Source organism: Halopiger goleimassiliensis (assembly GCF_000455345.1).
GTDB lineage: Archaea > Halobacteriota > Halobacteria > Halobacteriales > Natrialbaceae > Halopiger_A > Halopiger_A goleimassiliensis.
On the sequence record NZ_HG315690.1, the window covers coordinates 1,835,326 to 1,853,770 of the forward strand.

20 protein-coding genes and 1 tRNA gene are annotated in these 18,445 nt (G+C 67.4%); 8 read left to right on the forward strand and 13 right to left on the reverse strand.

From position 1 onward, the window contains the following. Nucleotides 1-33: 33 nt before the first annotated feature. The gene (locus TX79_RS08940; protein WP_049927106.1) at nt 34-768 is read right to left on the reverse strand and encodes a competence/damage-inducible protein A; all 735 of its coding nucleotides are present in this window, start codon (nt 766-768) and stop codon (nt 34-36) included. A gap of 183 nt (nt 769-951) precedes the next feature. Here TX79_RS08940 and TX79_RS08945 point away from each other — a divergent pair, with 183 nt between their 5' ends. Next, nucleotides 952-1,275, forward strand: a complete 324-nt coding sequence (locus tag TX79_RS08945) for a HalOD1 output domain-containing protein (RefSeq protein ID WP_049927107.1) — start codon at nt 952-954, stop codon at nt 1,273-1,275. A 37-nt stretch (nt 1,276-1,312) separates the two neighbouring features. Here the strand turns inward: TX79_RS08945 and TX79_RS08950 are convergent, their stop codons facing one another. Continuing rightward, nucleotides 1,313-1,663 carry a DUF7344 domain-containing protein gene (locus TX79_RS08950; protein WP_049927108.1) on the reverse strand — a complete coding sequence of 117 codons (351 nt, stop codon included), beginning with the start codon at nt 1,661-1,663 and terminating at the stop codon, nt 1,313-1,315. 213 nt (nt 1,664-1,876) lie between these two features. Between TX79_RS08950 and TX79_RS19295 the strand changes: the two genes are divergently transcribed. Beyond that, nucleotides 1,877-2,047: a hypothetical protein gene (locus TX79_RS19295; RefSeq protein WP_154660490.1), complete on the forward strand. Its 171-nt coding sequence runs from the start codon at nt 1,877-1,879 to the stop codon at nt 2,045-2,047. Nucleotides 2,048-2,127: 80 nt separating this feature from the next. On the opposite strand, the gene TX79_RS19985 is transcribed toward TX79_RS19295, so the two are convergent. Further along, nucleotides 2,128-2,253, reverse strand: a complete 126-nt coding sequence (locus TX79_RS19985) for a hypothetical protein (protein WP_268257980.1) — start codon at nt 2,251-2,253, stop codon at nt 2,128-2,130. Nucleotides 2,254-2,371: 118 nt separating this feature from the next. Further along, the gene (locus tag TX79_RS08955) at nt 2,372-2,608 is read right to left on the reverse strand and encodes a DUF6684 family protein (RefSeq protein WP_049927109.1); all 237 of its coding nucleotides are present in this window, start codon (nt 2,606-2,608) and stop codon (nt 2,372-2,374) included. 126 nt (nt 2,609-2,734) lie between these two features. On the opposite strand from TX79_RS08955, the gene coxB reads away from it, so the two are divergent. The 3 genes from coxB to TX79_RS08970 all read left to right on the forward strand — a co-directional run bounded on the left by coxB (nt 2,735) and on the right by TX79_RS08970 (nt 5,950). After that, nucleotides 2,735-3,517, forward strand: a complete 783-nt coding sequence (gene coxB / locus TX79_RS08960; RefSeq protein WP_049927110.1) for a cytochrome c oxidase subunit II — start codon at nt 2,735-2,737, stop codon at nt 3,515-3,517. After that, nucleotides 3,514-3,936: a DUF6789 family protein gene (locus tag TX79_RS08965; RefSeq protein WP_049927111.1), complete on the forward strand. Its 423-nt coding sequence runs from the start codon at nt 3,514-3,516 to the stop codon at nt 3,934-3,936. The genes coxB and TX79_RS08965 overlap by 4 nt, the downstream gene beginning before the upstream one ends. A 157-nt stretch (nt 3,937-4,093) precedes the next feature. Further along, nucleotides 4,094-5,950: a cbb3-type cytochrome c oxidase subunit I gene (locus tag TX79_RS08970; protein WP_154660491.1), complete on the forward strand. Its 1,857-nt coding sequence runs from the start codon at nt 4,094-4,096 to the stop codon at nt 5,948-5,950. Nucleotides 5,951-5,974: 24 nt separating this feature from the next. Here the strand turns inward: TX79_RS08970 and TX79_RS08975 are convergent, their stop codons facing one another. The 3 genes from TX79_RS08975 to TX79_RS08980 form a co-directional block, all read right to left on the reverse strand. Next, a complete protein-coding gene (locus TX79_RS08975; RefSeq protein ID WP_049927113.1) occupies nt 5,975-6,517 on the reverse strand; it encodes a DUF6789 family protein in 543 nt (180 codons plus the stop codon). Nucleotides 6,518-6,615: 98 nt separating this feature from the next. After that, nucleotides 6,616-6,738, reverse strand: a complete 123-nt coding sequence (locus TX79_RS19990; protein WP_268257981.1) for a hypothetical protein — start codon at nt 6,736-6,738, stop codon at nt 6,616-6,618. 4 nt (nt 6,739-6,742) lie between these two features. Continuing rightward, nucleotides 6,743-7,162: a DUF7541 family protein gene (locus TX79_RS08980; protein WP_049927114.1), complete on the reverse strand. Its 420-nt coding sequence runs from the start codon at nt 7,160-7,162 to the stop codon at nt 6,743-6,745. Nucleotides 7,163-7,305: 143 nt separating this feature from the next. Here TX79_RS08980 and TX79_RS08985 point away from each other — a divergent pair, with 143 nt between their 5' ends. Both TX79_RS08985 and TX79_RS08990 read left to right on the forward strand, forming a co-directional pair. Next, the gene (locus TX79_RS08985) at nt 7,306-8,199 is read left to right on the forward strand and encodes a cytochrome c oxidase subunit 3 (protein WP_049928335.1); all 894 of its coding nucleotides are present in this window, start codon (nt 7,306-7,308) and stop codon (nt 8,197-8,199) included. A gap of 109 nt (nt 8,200-8,308) precedes the next feature. After that, complete coding sequence (locus tag TX79_RS08990) at nt 8,309-10,870, forward strand: heavy metal translocating P-type ATPase (protein WP_049927115.1); 2,562 nt, start codon at nt 8,309-8,311, stop codon at nt 10,868-10,870. 251 nt (nt 10,871-11,121) lie between these two features. On the opposite strand, the gene TX79_RS08995 is transcribed toward TX79_RS08990, so the two are convergent. Continuing rightward, a tRNA-Lys gene (locus tag TX79_RS08995) sits at nt 11,122-11,195 on the reverse strand. A 170-nt stretch (nt 11,196-11,365) separates the two neighbouring features. Between TX79_RS08995 and TX79_RS09000 the strand changes: the two genes are divergently transcribed. Further along, entirely contained in the window at nt 11,366-12,814 is a 1,449-nt protein-coding gene (locus TX79_RS09000; protein WP_049927116.1) for a DHH family phosphoesterase, read from the forward strand. Nucleotides 12,815-12,868: 54 nt separating this feature from the next. Here TX79_RS09000 and TX79_RS09005 read toward each other — a convergent pair whose 3' ends face one another. The 5 genes from TX79_RS09005 to TX79_RS09025 form a co-directional block, all read right to left on the reverse strand. Next, a complete protein-coding gene (locus TX79_RS09005) occupies nt 12,869-13,525 on the reverse strand; it encodes a trimeric intracellular cation channel family protein (protein WP_049927117.1) in 657 nt (218 codons plus the stop codon). A gap of 157 nt (nt 13,526-13,682) precedes the next feature. Then, nucleotides 13,683-13,976, reverse strand: coding sequence for a PRC-barrel domain-containing protein (locus TX79_RS09010; protein ID WP_049927118.1), 294 nt, complete (start codon nt 13,974-13,976; stop codon nt 13,683-13,685). A gap of 107 nt (nt 13,977-14,083) precedes the next feature. After that, nucleotides 14,084-15,226, reverse strand: a complete 1,143-nt coding sequence (locus tag TX79_RS09015; RefSeq protein WP_049927119.1) for a phosphotransacetylase family protein — start codon at nt 15,224-15,226, stop codon at nt 14,084-14,086. Next, on the reverse strand, nt 15,223-17,319 hold the full coding sequence (locus tag TX79_RS09020) for an acetate--CoA ligase family protein (protein ID WP_049927120.1): 2,097 nt from the start codon (nt 17,317-17,319) through the stop codon (nt 15,223-15,225). Before TX79_RS09020 ends, TX79_RS09015 begins: the two co-directional genes overlap by 4 nt. A gap of 96 nt (nt 17,320-17,415) precedes the next feature. Beyond that, entirely contained in the window at nt 17,416-18,429 is a 1,014-nt protein-coding gene (locus TX79_RS09025) for a metal ABC transporter permease (protein WP_049927121.1), read from the reverse strand. Nucleotides 18,430-18,445: the final 16 nt, after the last annotated feature.

Sequence of the window (18,445 nt, forward strand, 5' to 3'; positions counted from 1 at the left end):
GTCCCGGATAGGGGCGGGTCACACGGAAGACGGTCACTCCGGATCGACGGTATCGATCCGGTCGGCCAGCCAGTCGGCGACGGTTTCGACGGCGTCGGGATCGGTGCCGGTGATCTTCAGGCGGTTGTAGCCCTCCGTGTCGGGGTAGCTGCCGATCGTCGCGTCGAACCGATCGCGGGCTGCCGCGAGGTCGTCGACCATCGACCCCTCCGGCTGGGGGGTGTACAGCGTGCGTGAGACGGCATCGCCGTCGAACTCCTCGGCGACGAGATCGAACAACGCCTGCATCTCGCTCGGGACGCCCGGAAAGGCGTAGACGTTCTCGAAGACGAATCCCGGGCACAGTCCCGCAGGGTTGAGCAACGTCCGGCTTCCCTCCGGAAGCGCCGCCCAGGCGTCGACGTCGATCTCCAGTTCGTAGGCCTCGACCCGCTCCGGGTTCCGATCCCGGTAGGCCGCCACGGTCTCGACGACGTCCTGATGAACGTCGTCGTCGACGACCAGCGGCCGATCGAAGACGTCGGCGATGGCGTCGGCAGTGACGTCGTCGTGCGTACCGCCGAGTCCGCCGGTGACGAGGACGGCGTCGAAAGCCTCGCGCCACTCGTCGACGGTCTCGGCGATCAGCGCCCGGTCGTCGGGGACGGTGAGAATGCGGACCACGCTCGAGCCCCGATCCGTGATCCGACTCGCGAGCCACGTCGCGTTCGTGTTGGTCGTATCGCCCGCCAGGACCTCGTCGCCGACGGTGAGGATCGCGACCTCCATCGCTGGATTCCAGGGCTGGCGTGGACAAAAGCACCTCGGTCGGCAAGGGTTCACTGGCGCAATCTGCAGGAGACACTAGCGTCCGTCTCGGAAACACTCACCGATACTGCCAACGACGAGCCATAACCATTGGAATTGGACGGTTTTATGTATCGGAGTGTTGCCCTACGGGCAAGGGGTACAATGGAAACGGAACCACGACAGGACGACGCTGCAGTTCGCACGGCGGCAGAAGCGACGGCTCACGAGTTCTCCTCGAACGGGCCCGCCGCGGTCGCCGTCGTCGATGCGGTCTCCGCCGTCTCCGGCACCGACCCGATCGATCTCCCGCCGCTGTACGAGACGATCGATCCCGACGCCGTAAACGCCCTCCTCGAGGCGTCCGATCCGGACTCGCCCGTTCGGATCGAGTTCTCGTACGCTGGGTACGACGTGGTGCTTCGCGACGGGCCGAGAGTAACCGTCCGGACCGACGACTTGGATCCCGAACCCGAGGACGACGGGTAACCGCCACTCGGAGCGTTCCTACGGGGGTGGGAGCGCCTTACTTCACGCGTCGCGGACGCCGATCCGGCGGCCACGCCGGCAGTTCGTCGGCCACCTCGAGGAGTCGCTCTACGGTGTCGTCCTCCTCGAGCGCGATTCGATCCCCGTCGCTCTCGTAGCTCACCACGCCGTGCTCGTCCAGTTTCGGGAGATGCGTGTGTATCAATCGAACCCGCGCTCGATCGACGTACTCGTCCGGAACGGACTCGGGATCGATCCGATGGCGACGGGCGGCGACCGCTCGCGCGAGCGTCGATAGCTCCGGATCGGATCGTCGTGTCGATAATTCGTGGACGACGTGCTGTCGGTCTGCGCTCGCGAGAACGTGGTAGGCGTCGGTTCGTTCCATATCGGAAGCCAATCGACTGGAGACAAAGAACCGCTCTCCTAACTCTGTTGGGTGGCAGTCGAACGTGATCGGTTCTGCTTCGAACTCACCTCCCGCTTGTTAGACGGCCGCCATATGAGGGATTGGCCACTCGAGTAAAGTAACAGCAACTGAATTATCGGGTGACAGAACGGAGCGGGGCCACCGCGGCCGCGCTGCCGCGAATCGAACACCATGCAACCGAGCCAATCGACACCGGGACGAACCGTACAGCGCTACTGGGACGAGTTATCGCAGTCGGCTCGCGTGGCGGTACTGCTGACTATCTACGGTGTGATCGGCGTCACACTGGTCTTCGGCCTCGGGCTGGACGGCGCAGCGATGGGCGGCTGGACCGGCCTCTGAGGGCCTGGAGAGATCGACGACGAGCGGTCTGCAACCAGCACTTGACGAGCCACCGGCCGAACCACTGGCCGCGACCACGGTTACGGCGGTATCGTGGCCCCAGTAAAGGCGACCAGGTAGACGATCGCGGCCACGAGCGCGAGGCCGAGCACGGCCATCAGGAACGCGAACGTCCCCTCGGGAGTGTAGATCGAGGGACCGGGCATACAGCAGTCGAACGTACGGGATCCGGTCGGTTAAACCCTCTCGTGACATCGGACGAACAGCCCCGACGTCGCGGGTTCGGAATCTCGAGACCGCGACTCCACCCGACGCAGCGTTCGGTCACCCGCTTCGAGCCCGGTTTCGGTCACGCTCGATTACCCGTGCGACGACGTACGTCGCGATCAGCAAGAGGACCAACGGAAAGAGCGTGAGCGTGTGGGTGAGCAGGACGGGAAGTGGATCGAACGACCACGGGGACGCGCTCTCGAAGAGGAGGGAAAAGTACGCGAGGATCACCAGCGGAACCGCGTTGATCGAGGCGTCGACCGCCGTTTCCCGGGAGAGCCACTCCAGCATGTTCCTCCCTTCGACTACGGGGACCATAAGCCGTATCCACGAACCCGATACGTGCAGCGTTCGGCGACGATAGATCAACGTTGCTGACAAACGCTTATGGCGGGGGTTACTGTAGCCACCCGGAAGATGAGGGGCGAACGTCGCACCATCGTCTTCGTCGGTGTTCTGGCCGTGCTGGCGGTCGCCGCCGTCCCAACCGTCGCCGTCGCCGGATCGGTGACGGACCAGTTGATCCGCAGGCTCAACCGCCAGTTGCTCTATATCGCCGTTCCGATCGCGGTCCTCGTCGAGGCGATCCTCGCGTACACGGTCTGGCGGTTCCGCGACAACGACGAGCCGGAGCCGACCAAGGAGAACCGACAGCTCGAGATCACGTGGACGCTCGCGACGGCGCTCGTCCTCCTGTTCGTCGGGACGGCGTCGTTCTACGTGCTGGCCCAGCCGACGGTGTCGACGGTGCTCGACGATCCCCACGGCAGCCACGAACCCGGTAACGCCCCCGAGGACGCCGTCGAGGCCCACGTCGTTACGGAGCAGTGGAACTACACGTTCGAGTACCCGAACGAGAACGTGACGACCTCGGAGTCGCTCGTCCTGCCCGCGAACCGGACGATCTACCTCTACGTCACCTCCGAAGACGTGATACATTCGGTCCACGTCCCCGAACTCGGCCTGAAACAAGACGCCATCCCGGGCGAGTACCACCTGTTGCGGACCGAACCGACCCAGGAGGGCGAGTATCGCCTCTACTGCGCGGAACTGTGCGGTCGCGGCCACCCCGAGATGCTGTCGACCGTGCGGGTCGTGAGCGAGGACGAGTACGAATCGTGGCTCGAGGGTGAGGCACTCGACCCGGACGCCGGCGGCGACGCGTCGACGAACGAGTCGACGATCGACGGCAACGCATGAACGGGAATCGAATCCGGAGCGCCGTCGCCGGCGGAATCGCCGCGACCGCCGTGTTGTCGCTGTTGCTCCTGTTGCTCGAGGTCCAGACCCGGTCGGCGATGGAGCTCTTCTACGTCATCGCCCGCTTTATCGGAACGCCGGACGACCCCGCCGCCGGCTTCGCCCTGTTCGCCGTCGCCGGGACGGTCGCCTGGCCGTTGCTGTTCGTCGCGCTCGAGCCGTACCTCCCCGGAGGGCCGGATCCGGCTGCCCGGGGCGTCGCGTTCGCCTCGCTGCTGTGGGTGCCGTTCGTGATCACGGGTCGGGGGGACATCGGCGGGCCACTGCTCGCGTTATTCGTCGCGTACACGCTGTTCGCCCACTGGGCGTACGGCTTCACCCTCGGTGCGGTGTACGGTCGGCTGCTCGGCCCCGCATAGCCGCACTCGGACGCACGGAACCGATGTTCGAGCGCACCGTAACCCCCGATTTCGATCCCCGGGGAGGCAAACCTTTACCTCACCTTCGTTGAAGACGGCGGTGGCCCTGGAGCGGACGGGTCGTGCGTCCGCCTCCATCATAGGGACACCGAACACGATGCTGGATACGATACCGGGAGTCGCGCTCGCCGTGATCGGACTGGCCGCGCTCGCAGCCTACTACCGTCTTCGGAGCGATCGGCCGGCGAGATCGTTCGCCGACGGCGGTACGACCTCGGTGACCGTCGGTCTGACCGGTGTTGAGAAGCCCTCCGGCGTCCTGCGGTGGCTCACGACGGTCGACCACAAGGACGTCGGGCTGCTGTACATCCTGTTCGGGACGGCCGCGGCGCTGTGGGGCGCGACCGACGCGATGATGATCCGGACCGAACTGCTGGTCCCCGAGAGCGCCGTCTGGAACGTCGAGACGTACAACGCCGTGTTCACCACGCACGGGTTCACGATGCTGTTTTTCTTCGTGACCCCGGTGTTCACGGGCATCGCCAACTACGTGTTGCCGCTGTTGCTCGGTGCCGACGACCTCGCCTTTCCGCGGATCAACGCGATCGCGTTCTGGCTCCTTCCGCCCTCGCTCGTCATGGTCCGTGGCGGGCTGATCACGGACGTCATCGGGACGGTCGTCGGCGTGTTCCCCGTCGACGTGACCTTCTTCGAGGCGCTCGAGCCGGTTGCGATGGGGTGGACGATGTACACGCCGCTGTCGGTCGAGATGGCGAACCCGCAGATCAGCGTCGCCCTCCTCGGCCTGCACTTAAGCGGGATCGCGACGACGATGGCGGCGATCAACTTCATCGTCACGATCTTCACGGAACGCCCCGACGATCTGGGCTGGGATAAGTTGGACATCTTCTCGTGGAACATCCTGGTCACGAGCGGGTTGATCCTGCTGGCGTTCCCGCTGCTGGGCAGCACGCTCATCATGCTGTTGCTCGATCGTAACTTCGGAACGACCTTCTTCGCGATCGAGGGCGGCGGGCCGATGCTCTGGCAGCACCTGTTCTGGTTCTTCGGCCACCCCGAGGTCTACATCCTCGTACTGCCGGCGTTCGGGCTGATGAGCCTCATCCTGCCGAAGTTCTGCGGGCGGCGGCTGTTCGGCTTTCGGTTTATCGTCTACTCGACGATCGCGATCGGGATCCTCTCCTTTGGCGTCTGGGCCCACCACATGTTCGCGACCGGGATGGACCCCCGGCTGCGCGCCAGTTTCATGGCCGTCTCGCTGGCGATCGCGATTCCCAGCGCCATCAAGGAGTTCAACTGGATCGCGACGATGTGGAACGGCCGCCTTCGGCTCGACGCGCCACTGATCTGTATCATCGGCGGTATGAGTACGTTCGTCGTCGGCGGCATCACGGGCGTCTTCCTCGCGTCGGTGCCCGTCGACCTCGTGCTCCACGACACCCACTACGTCGTCGGCCACTTCCACCTGATCGTCGTCGGCATCATTCCGCTCGCGATGGTCGCCGCCAGCTACTACTGGTTCCCGCTGATCACCGGCCGGATGTACAACCGGCGACTCGCGCGGGTCCAGACGATTCTGCTGGTCGTCGGCACATTCGTCACGTTCATCCCGCTGTTGATACTCGGCTATCGGGGAATGCCCCGCCGGTACGGGATCTACCCCGCGGAGTTCATCACGCTCAACCAGGTCGCCTCGCTCGGGGCCTTTCTGCTGGGCGTGAGCGTCCTCCTCTGGGTCGTGAACGTGGTCCAGTCGGCCCGCGTCGGCCCGGTCGTCCGCGACGCCGACGTCTGGAACCTCAAGGAGACCGGCCAGTTCACCCGCGAGTGGCAGTGGTTCGAGGAGCGCCTCGAGGAGCGGCGGGCCGAGCCCGCGACCGGCGAATCGGGATCGGGGTCGGAGTCCACTCGAGCGACCGACGACGATGGAGCCGAGGAAGGGACCGACGAGCGCGACACCCTCGAGGACTCCGACGACATCGACGAGACGTGAGAACGGTGCCGGTCGGGGGTCCGCTCACACCGAGTGTTGCGGAACGTATGCGAGTCGCTCCATCACCTGCCCGAGTGCGTAGCCGTAGACCCAGTGCGCCAGAAGCGACAGCCCCAGAAAGAGCGCGCCGGCGTACTCGCCCGGCCAGAAGGCGATGATAAAGCCCGTCCACATGACCGTCGCGAACGTGACGCCGCGGGCGGCCCGGGGCTCCCTGGGCGGCAGAAACGCACCCGCGACGACGAACAGCAGCGGCAGGGCGATTGCCCCACCGACGACGAACACGACGACGCCCAGCAGGAGGTTCGGCTCGAGGCCGAGTACCCGGCCGAGTTCGGCAACGTCGACGAGCGCATCCGCCTCGAAGAGGTCGAAAAACGCCGGCGGCACGAAGAGGATCGGAACCATCGCGAGCAGGCCGACGGCCCCGCCGGCGAACGCCGAGAGCACGACCCGCAGGGTGATGTCGAGTTCGGCACCGAGGTCGTCCTGGTCCAGCGGCGCACCCGAGACCGCCTGCGCTTGCTCCGCGGTCGCGTCCGATCCCGTCTCGTCGCGCTCGCTCATCGTCGTTCGTCGGGCCGTACGACGAACCGGCTAATAACTGTCGGGCAGGCCGTCGCCGCTCGAGGTAACGCACCCCCGACGACGCCCGGCGATTCGTTTTAGTTCGGCGGCGTTGGTGGGCAGATATGGCCCGAAAGGAGTTGCTCGCCCTGCTGCTGGCTGCCGTCTCGATCGGCGTCTTTCTCATCGGCTTCGTCGTCGTCCTGGTCTGACCGACCCATCGGGTCAGTGCTCGAGGCTCCGCTCGCCGGTCCGGCCGCGACTCGAGACGACGGGTCCGCCGAATCCGGCGACGACCAACAGCGCGCCCGCTCCCAGGACCACGGCTGCCCGCACGGCGATACCGTCGGTTGCCGCGGCGTCGACGAGCGCGGCCGGCGTGACGGCGGGCGAGACGGCGATCCAGACCGCCGCGCTGGCGAGGGAGACGACTGCGCCGATGAGCCGCAGCGGTCGCCACGGCGTCGCCGCGTAGCCGGCCTCGTGGAGCATTCCCGCGAAACTCGCACCGACGGCGAGGACGCCGGCGACGGCGATCACCACCAGCCCGAACAGGATGCCGGCCTCGGCGGCGACGATCCCGAACGCGGCGACCAGGGGCCACGCGCTCGAGCGGCGCGGCTCGGGGTCGGACTCGGCGTCCATACCTCGGGCCTCCACGCGAAGGGGTAAGAAGCTGCTGTCGGCCGTCGGGATAGGCCGGACGAACCGGCGCGACTGAATCGACGCCCCACAGCGAGCGATTCGCCGGGGCGGTGTTTTTGTCCGAATACGTCGTCGACGGGAGTATGGGGTCCGCCGTCGACGGCGACTCGAGCGCGCAGGCCGCAGGCGAGGACGGGGACGGCGACGGAGACGGCCACTCGTCGCCCGCACCGCGGGACTGGCCGCGCGGGTTCGGTGAGGCAAGTTGGTGGCCGCTGGTCACTGCCGTCGGCATCGCCGGCCTGTACTTCGGCGGCGCGTTCGCGCTTCTCTCACGAGGGGAGGAGCCGCTCGTCGGGCAGTGGCTTCCGCCGCTCGTGCTCGTCGGCGGCGTCGTAATCTTCCTCGGCGGATTGTACGGCTGGACGTACCACGGCTTCGTCAGCGCGTACTGGGACCGGACAACGGGAGGCGCGGACGTGCGGGCCGGAATCGATCTGCGCTGGGGAATGGTGCTCTTCCTCGCGACCGACGTCATGACCTTCAGCGCGGGCTTCGTCTACTACTTCTTCGTCCGGACGGGCGAGTGGCCGCCCGGCGAACTCCCCGAGTTGCTCTCGTCGCTCGTCCTCGTCAACACCGCCGTCCTGATCGCGAGCAGCGTGACGTTGCACGTCGCACACGAGGGGATCCGTGACGGGCATCGACGGCGGTTTCTCGGCCTGCTCGGCGTGACGGTGCTGCTCGGGCTCGTCTTCGTCGGCGGCCAACTCCTCGAGTACTACGAACTCCTGGTCGTGGAGGGAACCGGCGTCACCGACGTCTTCGGGAGCGCGTTTTTCGCCCTGACGGGCCTGCACGGCCTTCACGTCGCGCTGGGCGTGGTGGTACTCGGGGTCGTGTTCGTCCGCGCGCTCGCGGGCCAGTTCGACGCCGACCGACACGTCGCCGTCTCGACGGCGTCGATGTACTGGCACTTCGTCGACCTCGTGTGGGTCGTCCTGGTCGTGATCCTGTACGTCGGGTCGGTGGCGTAGTGAGCCGACGACCGGAGCTACTGTGTAGCCAGTATCCGGAACGCGAGCCGGCTGTCGGGAGCCGGAGTTTCTATACCCCCCGCGTGGTAGGCGAGCCAACTCCCTCGCAATGACGGACTGTACGCTCTGTGGGTTACCCGTCGGAAACCGACCGATCCGCGACGACGCGGTCGAGGGGACGTTCTGCTGTCGTGGCTGTCTCGAGGTCCACCGCGCCGTCGAGCGCGAGAGCGACGGGAACGGAGCCGCGGACGGGACCGTGCCGCTCCCGGACGCGATCGAGGCGCTCGAGGACGACCGGTCGACGGACGACACCAGTGGCGACGAAGCGGGCGAAGCCGACCACCTCGAGACCGCCTTTTTCGCCCTCGAGGGGATGCACTGTACGACCTGCGAGCGATTTCTCGAGACGGTCGCGACCGAGACGGAGGGAATCCACGGCGCGCGGGCGAGCTACGCCACCGAGATGATCCGGCTGCGGTACGATCCTACAGCGATCGACAGAGACGACCTTCGGGCGGCGATCAGCGGCTTCGGCTACAGTGCGCGCGAACCCGGAGACGACGCGAACCACGCGGGACGTCGCTTCGATTTCGGCCAGTACCGGATGATCGTCGCCGTCCTGCTCGCGATGCCCGTCATGGCACCGTACCTGCTGTTCGTCTACCCGACCTACCTCGGGATCTACCCGGAGTCGTTCCTCTACGGCTCGACGATCCGGACGATGGTGTTCGTCCCGCTGGTCCTCTGGAGCAGCCTCATCGTGCTCGGACTCGGGTACCCGATCTTCCGTAGCGGCTACGTCAGCCTCGCCGTCGGACGACCGAACGTCGACGTACTCGTCTCGATCGCCGTACTCGCCGCCTCCGTCTACTCGCTTGCGGCCTTCGCGGTCGGCTCCCGGCACCTCTACTTCGACGTCGCGGTGATGGTCCTGGTCATCGTCACCGTCGGCAACCGCCTCGAGACGACCGTCAAGCGACGGGCGATCGACACCCACGCGGAGCTGGCCGCGCCCCGCGAGACGACCGTCCAGTTGGTTGCGGAGGACGGCTCGCTCGAGGAGGGTTCGCGCGAGGACTGCGACCCGGGGGATCGGATAGTGGTCAGCGCCGGCGATCGGATCCCCTTCGACGGGACGGTCCGCGAGGGGTCGGGAACGGTCGACGAGTCGTTCCTGACCGGCGAGTCGGTCCCGCGGCCGGCGACGGTCGGCGATCGAGTCGCCGGCGGCACCGTTCTGGCCGACGGCACGCTAACCGTCGAGATCGACGCGGACTCGAGTACCCAGGATCGGCTCGTCGAACTGCTGTGGGAGGTCCAGAGCACCGAGAGCGGTGCCCAGCGGCTCGTCAACGCCTTCGCAGTGGCGTTCGTGCCGCTGGTCGTCGCGCTCGCCGGAGCGGCCGCCGGATGCTGGCTGCTGGCCGGCGAGTCGGCGGGTGCGGCGCTGCTGATCGGCCTCTCCGTGCTGGTGGTCTCGTGTCCGTGCTCGCTGGGGATCGCGACGCCGCTGGCGCTTGCCACGGGACGCGAGCGCGCGGCCGAGCACGGCGCGGCCGTCGTCTCGGCGAACGTCTTAGAGCGGATCACTGACGCCGAAAACGTCGTCTTCGACAAGACCGGGACGCTGACCACCGGCGAGATGACCGTCGAAACCGTCGTCGCGGACGACCCGGAACGGGTGCTCGAGTACGCGGCGGCCGTCGAATCGCGGTCGAACCACCCGGTCGCGACGGCGATCGTCGACGCGGCACCGGCGGGCGGCGTCCAGGAGGGGGTCCGCGAGGTCGACGACCTCGAGCGCGAGGCGCGAGCCGTGTCGGCGACCGTCGACGGACGGCGAGTGCGGGTGGGACACCCGGAATCGTTCGGTGCCCCCACGGAATCGACGGACGACTCCGCGAGCGACGCTCGAGCGTGGTCGTTCCCCGACCGCCATGCGGCGGCCGTCGACTCCGCACGGGAGCGGGGGTGTCGGCCGATCGCCGTCGGCTGGGACGGTGCCGTCCGTGGCGTCGTCGCGATCCGAGACCGGCCGCGGGAAAACTGGGAGCGCGTCGTCGCCGAGGTGGCGGCCGCGGACGACACGCGGCGGGTGGTCGTCCTCACCGGCGACGACGAACGTGCGACCGGCTGGTTGCAAGCGCATCCCGACGTCGACGACGTCTTCGCCGGCGTGCGCCCCGAATCGAAGGCGGCCATCGTCCGCCGACTCCGCGAGGACGGCCCGACGACGGTGATCGGTGACGGCACCAACGACGCGCCGGCGCTGGCCCGGGCCGACATGGGCATCGCCCTCGAGAGCGGCACCGACCTCGCGATGAACGCGGCCGACGTCGTCGTTCGGGACGACGACCTCGAGTCGATCCCCGCGGTGTTCGAGGTGTCGCGGACGACGCGCCGGCGGATTCGGCAGAACCTCGCGTGGGCGGCCGGCTACAATCTCGTGGCGATTCCGCTGGCGATGGCCGGTGCGATCAACCCGCTCATCGCCGCCGCGATGATGGGCGCGAGCAGTCTCGTCGTGGTACTCAACTCGGGACGGGGATCCGTTCGCGGTGGCCTCGGGGCGGCGAGCGACCGGACGCGGCGATGGGGGCCGACGGGGACCGGCGACGCTCGAGACGCTCAGCCCGCCGACCGAACGAGAGACGAGACGACCGGGTAGCTCCGCGGAGCGGTTCCTGGGGTTGCGAGTCGACCACTCGAGTCGTTGCGGGACGGCGGCCGCCTCCCGTTCGAATCCCTCTAATCGCTTTGCTCGTCACGAAACCGTTCGTCGGAAAAGCGGGCCGGGCGCGATTTGAACCACGCCGAGACGTACCTGCTCGTTCGCTCCGCTCACTGCGCGGGCTGCGACTCGTCTACTTCAAATCGCTGTAGCCGCATTGCTCGTCACGGCATTGGTCGGACCAAAAGCGGGCCGGGCGCGATTTGAACACGCGACCGTCTGATTAAGAGTCAGACGCTCTGCCGGACTGAGCTACCGGCCCTGTGCCTCCGACTTTTCGTCGGTCGGTAAAATACGTTTCCCCTCGACGGCGCTGTGACAGCGACGGTCACACCCCGCGTTTCCCCCGTCCAACGCGGCGCTGGCCCTGACAGTACCACGACGTAACAATCTTCGGGAGGGTTAAGTGTGGTCGGTCCGACCACACACCCAATGAGTACGGGGGTTACGATCTCGTCGATTTCTGACTATGCTATCTTGGGCTGCGGGAGCGTCGGCTACGCGGTCGCCGAGGAACTCGTCGAGCAGGGCAAGGACGTGCTGATCATCGACCGCGACGAGAGCCGCGTCGAGTCCCTGCGCGATCAGGACCTGGACGCTCGAACTGCCGACATCCGCGAAGCCGAGGCCGCCGAACTCGTCGCCGACCGCAACGTCGTCCTCATCCTCGCCTCTGACGTCGAATCCAACAAGCGAGCCCTCGAGCACATCCGCGACCGGAACGGCGACCAGTTCGTCGTCGCCCGCGCGAGCGACCCCGTCTCGGGCGACGAACTCGAGGAACTGGGTGCAGACGTAGTCATCAACCCCTCGTCGGTGATCGCCGACTCCGCCCTGCGGGCGCTCGAGTCGGGCGAACTCGAGTACAACGCGGGCAAACTCGCCGAGTTGCTCGAGGAGACGACATCGCGGCTGGCGATCGTCACCCAGGACAGTCCGGATCCGGACTCGATCGCGTCGGCAGCGGCGATGCAGGCGATCGCCGACCACCTCGACGTCGAATCGGACATCGTCTACCTGGGCGACGTCGGCCACCAGGAGAACCGCGCGTTCGTCAACCTGCTGGGGATCGACCTCGTGCAGTGGGACGAGATCGAGGATTACGACGTGTACGACACGGTCGCGCTGGTCGATCACGCGACCTCACCGGAGATGGACCTCCCGGTCGACGTGGTGATCGACCACCACGAACCGGACGGGGAGTACGACCCCGAGTTCGTCGACATCCGGCCGAACATGTCCTCGACGTCGACGATCATGACGAAGTACATCCAGGAGTTCGACATGAACGTCTCCGAGGAGGTCGCCACGGCCCTGCTGTACGGCATCCGCGCGGAGACCCTGGATTTCAAACGCGACACGACCCCCGCCGATCTCACCGCCGCGGCGTACCTCTACCCGTTCGCCAACCACGACACCTTGGAGCAGGTGGAGTCGCCGTCGATGTCCCCCGAGACGCTGGACGTCCTCGCGGAGGCCATCGCCAACCGCGACGTCCAGGGGAGCCACCTCGTCTCCAACGCCGGCTTCGTCCGCGACCGCGAGGCGCTGACCCAGGCCGCGAGCCACCTCCTCAATCTCGAGGGCGTCACCACCACCGCCGTCTTCGGCATCGCCGACGAAACCATCTTCCTCGCCGGGCGCTCGAAGGACATCCGCATCAACATCGGCAAAGTGTTAGACGACGCCTACGGCGAGATGGGCGAGACCGCCGGCCACTCCACCCAGGCCAGCGCGGAGATTCCGCTCGGCATCTTCACCGGCATCGAAATCTCGGAGGACAACCGGGACACGCTGCTCGAGTTGACCGAGGAGGCGGTCAAACGGACGCTGTTCGACGCGATGGGCGTCGACGGCACGGAAGGCTCGAACGGCTCCTGATCGGGCTACTCCCGTCGGCGATGCCAACGTTCTGGGGTCCCCGGCTCCAACGTTCTATTTACTGACGTACTGCTCGTCTCGGACTGTCGGAAGCTGCCAGTCGTAGGTCACCGCTACCAATCGCGTCCCGACGGTCACGATCGCACAGAGGGCGGCGGCGACGCTACCAGTCGTCCCGACAGCGGTAGCCGCCCAGTACGCGGTGCCACCCAGTACCGCACAGCTGGCGTAGAAATCGGTAAACAGGATAAACGGGGCTCGGTCCAGCAGGATATCGGCGAACGCCCCGCCGCCGACTGCGTTGATCGTCGCGATGGCGACGACGCCGAACGCCGAGACGGTCGCCTCCGTCGCGACGATCGCACCCGTCGTCGCGAAGGCGGCGAGGCCGATCGCGTCCGCGACGAGCGTGACCGGGTGGGTGTCCACGGACGAAACGAACGTGGAGAGCCCGATCGCCAGGCCGACGCCGAACAGACCCAGCCCGATCTCGAGGGACGACTGCAGCGCGAGCGGCACGCGCGTCACGAGGAGATCCCGCGTCGCGCCGCCGGCGAAGGCCATCGCCAGCCCGACGACCGCCACGCCGAAGACGTCGAACTCCTCGCGGATCGCCTTCGTCGATCCGACGAGCGCGAACGCGACCAGCCCGATCGTGTTCATCGCGGCAAAGGGGTCGCCAAACAACACACCGAGAAGTCCCGAACCCATTGCGGCCGCCTACGCGCGGCCCCGTCTTGAGGGCTCCGTCACGGGACTGCCGGCACGTACGGTCCTGCTGGTCCCGGGGGACCGGAACGACGCGAGGAGAAGTCCTGATGCGATCGATGCGCCGAACGGATCGCGACGATCGACTCGAGAAAGGAGGTTACGCGATGACTTCGTCCTCTTCCTCGTCGGGATCACGCACGCGCTCGACGACGTCGTTGACGAGGATGACGTCGCCGACGGCCCGTACCCAGCGGTAGGGGACGATGACGCCGCGCTCGCTGCGTGCTTCCTCGCGGAACAGTTCGCCGTTGAGATTGCCGAGCGCGAGACCGGTGACGGCTTCGCCGTTGAGATTGAGCTGGAGGTCCTCGACTTCGCCGACGAAGACGCCGCTGTTCGAGTACACCTCGCGACCGACGAGAGAGGTTATTTCTTGCGGAGTATCGTCCATATCCGTCCCCATGCGCGGGTCACTCTTAATTCTTGGTCAGACGTGACAGTCGTGGCACGCTATGGCTCGCCCGCTCGCTCGAGGGGATACCCGCGTTCGCTCGCAGGTTAGCCGTCGAGAACCGCGTCGACGGCGGCGTGGTCCGTCAAGAGCGTCCGCATCCGATCGACCGTCTCGGCGTCCCGCGTCCGGCCGCTACGGACGACGTCTTCTGCGCGCTCGACGGTCGTCAGCGTGTCCGTCTGAACCGCGAGGATCGGCAGTTCGGCCTCGGCCGCCTTCCCGAGGATGGTGCCCGACGGGCGGTGGCCGCCGGTGAGGATCAGACACCGCACGCCCGGGGCCTCGAGCGCGGCGGTGTGGACGTCGGCCCGGTCGCCACCCGTGATGACGGCGGCGTCTTTCGTCCGGCGGAAGTGCCTGAGCGCGCTGTCGGCGCTCATGGCCCCGACGGTGAACCGTTCGACGTAGGCGTCGGTGCCCTCCTCGACGAGGACCTCGGCGGCGAGTTCCTCGGCCAGTTCGGCGACCGTGACGCCCGAGAGGTCCCGCTCGCTCGGCAACACGCCGACGACCTCCACGCCGCGGCTCTCGAGCGCGGGGACGACGTCGGTCTCGAGCTGGTCGTAGGCGGCGTCGGGGACGTCGTTGAAGACGACGCCGACGAGTCGGTCGCCGAACGTCCGGGCGGCGGCGAGCACGTCGTCGACGTCGCCCGGAACCTCGTAGGGGGCGACCAGCAGCACTCGCGCGTCCAGCAACTCGGCCAGGTCGGCGTCGGTGAGGTCGACGATACCCCCGACGTCGTACTCGCCGGCCCCTTCGACGAACATTCGGTCCCGGTCGGCGGCGAGCGTCTCGAACGCCTCGCCGACGCGGTCGCGAAGCTCGTCGGGGTCCTCCCGGCCGCGGATCGCCTGCTCGACGAACGTCGGCGAGTAGACGATCGGCTCGAGGTCGTGCAGCTCCGCCTCGAGGTCCAGCAGTTCGCGGGCGAGCAACGGGTCCTCGTCCAGGGTCTTGCCGACGTTGCTCTCGAGGCGGGTCCCCTTCGGTTTCATGTAGCCGACGCTGTCGCCGTTCTCGTGGGCGAGTTGCGCCAGCGCCAGCGTGATGCCCGTCTTGCCGGTGCTCTCCTCGAGCGAGGCGACGAGGAGCGTGTCGGCGTCGGTCGGGGTGCGGTCGCTCGCTGTCGTGGTGGTCTCTGTGTCGTTTCCCTCGGCGTTCGAGTCGGTATCGGTGTCGGTCATAGTTCCTCCGTGTCCACGGTGAGTCTGAGGTCGATCGCCTGTACGCCATCGGGCCCGGCGACGAGCGGGTTGACGTCGAGTTCGAGGATCGACGGGAAGTCCGTCACCAGCTGTGAGAGCCGTTGGATCGTCTCGACGACGCTCTCGACGTCCGCCGGCTCGCGACCCCGAGCGCCCCGCAACAGCGGCGCGGCCTGGATCTCGTCGATCATGTCGCGGGCCTCCCCCTCGCCGATCGGGGCCACGCGAACCGACGTGTCCTCGAGGATTTCGACGAAGATCCCGCCCAGTCCAAATAGCAGGAGGGGGCCGAACTGGGGATCGCGGTTCATCCCGACGATGGTTTCGGTGCCGGCCTCGAGGTCGACCTGCTCCTGGATCTGGACGCCGACGATGGTCGCGTCGGGCTGGTAGTTGCGGGCACGGGCGACGAGGTCCTCGTAGGCGTCCCCGACCTCCTGGTCCGGAACGCCCACCTTCACGCCCCCGATGTCGGACTTGTGGGAGATGTCGGGACTGACGATCTTCATCACCACGTCGCCCTCGATCGACCGGGCGACCTCCCGCGCCCGGGCCGGGTCGTCGACGATCTCGCCGTCGGGCGTCGGGATGCCGTAGGCCTCCAGCAGGGCCATCGACTCGACGCCGAGGCGGTTGTCCTCGCGCTTCCCGGCTCGAGCGAGGATTTCACGGGCGCGATCCCGGTCGACGTCGAACGTCTCGGGCTCGTCGATCGACCGCTGGCGGACGTCGCGGTAGCGGGCCAGTGCGTCGAGTCCGGCGACGGCCCGCGAGGGATCGAAGTAGTTCGGGATGCCGAACTCCCGCAACACCTCCTCGGCGGCGCGCGCTCGAGCCCCGCCCATCAGGCAGGTGACGACCGGTTTCTCGTACTCGTCGCGCTTCTCGATGACGACCTCCGCGAGGCGGTCGTACTCGAGGACCGCCGTGGGCGCGCTGACGACGACGGCGCTGCCGACGTTCGGATCGTCGAGCGCGATCTCGATGGCCTCGGCGAACCGGGCGACGTCCGCGTCGCCGATGGCGTCGATCGGGTTGTAGACGTTGGCCTCGTCGGGCATCGCCTCGGAGAGCCGGTCGATCGTCTCGTCCGTGAAGTCGGCCATCTCGAGCGTCGAGTCGCCGATGGCGTCCGTCGTCAACACGCCGGGACCGCCAGCGTTCGTGACGACGGCCACGCCGTCCGAGTCGGGTTCGGGCAGTCCCGACAGCGCCCGCGCGTAGTCGAACAGTTCCTGCACCGAGTTGGCGCGGATGACGCCGGCCTGCTCGAGGCCGGCCTCGTAGGCGCGCTCGCTGCCGGCGATCGCACCGGTGTGCGAGGAGGCGGCCTGTGCACCTGCGTCCGTGCGGCCGGACTTCACGAGGACGATCGGCGTCTCCTTGGCCACCTCGCGGGCCGCCTCGACGAACTCGTCGCCCTCGTCGATCCCCTCGAGGTAGCCGATGACGACGTCGGTGTCGGGGTCATCGCCCCACTCGCGCACGAAGTCGGTCTCGTCGAGGACGGCCTTGTTCCCGAGCGAGACGACGTCGCGGAAGCCGATCCCCTGCTCGTTGGCCCAGTCGAGGACGGCCGTAATGAACGCGCCCGACTGGCTCATGAAGGAGATCGATCCCTCCAGGGCGTTCTCGGGGCCGAACGTCGCGTTCATGCCGACCGGCGTCGACATCACGCCGAGGCTGTTCGGCCCGACGACGTTCAGGTCGTACTTCGCGGCGATCTCGCGCAGTCGACGCTCGCGTTTCGCGCCCTCCCCGCCGGTTTCGGAGAAACCGGCCGTGATGACGACCACGTTCTCGGTCCCGGCTTCGCCGAGTGCCTCGACGGTCTCGAGGACGACCGGCGGCGGCACCACGACCACCGCCAGATCGATCGGCGGTGCGCGTTCGACGTCGGGATAACACTCGAGCCCCAGTACCTCGTCGCGGTCCGGGTTGATCGGCACGATGGTCCCCGAGAAATCCGCCTGCAGGTTCTCGAGGATCGCCCGGCCGACGGCACCCTCGCGGTCGGTCGCGCCGACAACGGCGACGGACTCGGGGGCGAAGAGATCGGATAACCGTCCCATCGCTCGAATATTGGGCGACGGACACGTTAAACGTGTGGCGTGGTCCCGCTGCGTGGGAGCGGTCGCCTCCCGACCCTAGCGGTGGCGGCAGTGCGATCAGTGCGTCGAGATCGCCGCCGTCGACCGACTCGAGGCGGCGATCGTCAGCAGGTAACAGGCGATGGCGACGACGACGATCGAGCCACCGGGCGGGAGGCCGCCGGCGATCGAGACCGCGAAGCCCCCCAGAATGGCCACCTCGCCGAACAGGATCGAACAGAACAGCGTCTCGCGGAAGCTGTGGGCGATCTGGGTCGCGGCCGCGACCGGGACGACGAGCATCGCGGCGACCAAGATTACGCCCAGGATCTGCATCGCGCCGACGACGACGACGGCGGTCATGACGATCAACAGCGTGTTGTACCACGTGACGTTGAGCCGGGCGACCCGGGCGGCCTGCTCGTCGAACGTGATGAACAGCAGTTGCTTGTACGTCGCGACGACGACGGCGACGACGACGATCGAGAGTACTGCCATCAGGCGCGCCCCAGCGGGCGTAACCACGGAGGCGTTGCCGTAGAGGTAGTTCTCGAGGTCGATGCCGGTCATGCCGCGGCCGTAGCTGATGATGAGGGTTCCGACGGCGAAGCTTCCGGTGAGCATGATCGCGATGGGGACGTCGCCGTAGGTGTCCGTCCGCTCGGCGAGCCACTGGACGCCGAGCGCGCCGAGGATGCCGACGACCAGCGCCGCGAGCAGCAAGGAGACGCCCAGATCCGTCGTCGCGCTGAACAGCAGGCCGATGGCGACGCCGGCGAACGCGGTGTGGGCGAGCGTCTCGCCGATCAACGCCATCTCGCGATGGACGAGGTACGTCCCCACGAGCGGGGCGACGATCCCGATCAGTACCCCGGTCGCGAGCGAGCGCCACATGAACGGGTGTCTGAAGACGCTCGTCCCGAGGACGTGATCCAGCAGTCGACCGACGATGCGGTACTGTTCGTACAATGCCCCGGCGACGGGATAGGCCTGCAGGTAATCGAGGGCGAGAAAGGCGACCATGGCGGTCGCGAGCAGCCCCGTCGCGACGATCCCGCCGAGTTCCAGCCGATGTCTCGTCTCGCGGTGCATATCTCGTCTGTCAGTG

Coding starts and splice junctions, on each gene's coding strand:
- TX79_RS08940 (WP_049927106.1), bottom strand. CDS start 768: ATGGAGGTCGCGATCCTCACCGTCGGCGACGAGGTCCTGGCGGGCGAT.
- TX79_RS08945 (WP_049927107.1), top strand. CDS start 952: ATGGAAACGGAACCACGACAGGACGACGCTGCAGTTCGCACGGCGGCA.
- TX79_RS08950 (WP_049927108.1), bottom strand. CDS start 1,663: ATGGAACGAACCGACGCCTACCACGTTCTCGCGAGCGCAGACCGACAG.
- TX79_RS19295 (WP_154660490.1), top strand. CDS start 1,877: ATGCAACCGAGCCAATCGACACCGGGACGAACCGTACAGCGCTACTGG.
- TX79_RS19985 (WP_268257980.1), bottom strand. CDS start 2,253: ATGCCCGGTCCCTCGATCTACACTCCCGAGGGGACGTTCGCGTTCCTG.
- TX79_RS08955 (WP_049927109.1), bottom strand. CDS start 2,608: ATGCTGGAGTGGCTCTCCCGGGAAACGGCGGTCGACGCCTCGATCAAC.
- coxB (WP_049927110.1), top strand. CDS start 2,735: ATGAGGGGCGAACGTCGCACCATCGTCTTCGTCGGTGTTCTGGCCGTG.
- TX79_RS08965 (WP_049927111.1), top strand. CDS start 3,514: ATGAACGGGAATCGAATCCGGAGCGCCGTCGCCGGCGGAATCGCCGCG.
- TX79_RS08970 (WP_154660491.1), top strand. CDS start 4,094: ATGCTGGATACGATACCGGGAGTCGCGCTCGCCGTGATCGGACTGGCC.
- TX79_RS08975 (WP_049927113.1), bottom strand. CDS start 6,517: ATGAGCGAGCGCGACGAGACGGGATCGGACGCGACCGCGGAGCAAGCG.
- TX79_RS19990 (WP_268257981.1), bottom strand. CDS start 6,738: ATGGGTCGGTCAGACCAGGACGACGACGAAGCCGATGAGAAAGACGCC.
- TX79_RS08980 (WP_049927114.1), bottom strand. CDS start 7,162: ATGGACGCCGAGTCCGACCCCGAGCCGCGCCGCTCGAGCGCGTGGCCC.
- TX79_RS08985 (WP_049928335.1), top strand. CDS start 7,306: ATGGGGTCCGCCGTCGACGGCGACTCGAGCGCGCAGGCCGCAGGCGAG.
- TX79_RS08990 (WP_049927115.1), top strand. CDS start 8,309: ATGACGGACTGTACGCTCTGTGGGTTACCCGTCGGAAACCGACCGATC.
- TX79_RS09000 (WP_049927116.1), top strand. CDS start 11,366: ATGAGTACGGGGGTTACGATCTCGTCGATTTCTGACTATGCTATCTTG.
- TX79_RS09005 (WP_049927117.1), bottom strand. CDS start 13,525: ATGGGTTCGGGACTTCTCGGTGTGTTGTTTGGCGACCCCTTTGCCGCG.
- TX79_RS09010 (WP_049927118.1), bottom strand. CDS start 13,976: ATGGACGATACTCCGCAAGAAATAACCTCTCTCGTCGGTCGCGAGGTG.
- TX79_RS09015 (WP_049927119.1), bottom strand. CDS start 15,226: ATGACCGACACCGATACCGACTCGAACGCCGAGGGAAACGACACAGAG.
- TX79_RS09020 (WP_049927120.1), bottom strand. CDS start 17,319: ATGGGACGGTTATCCGATCTCTTCGCCCCCGAGTCCGTCGCCGTTGTC.
- TX79_RS09025 (WP_049927121.1), bottom strand. CDS start 18,429: ATGCACCGCGAGACGAGACATCGGCTGGAACTCGGCGGGATCGTCGCG.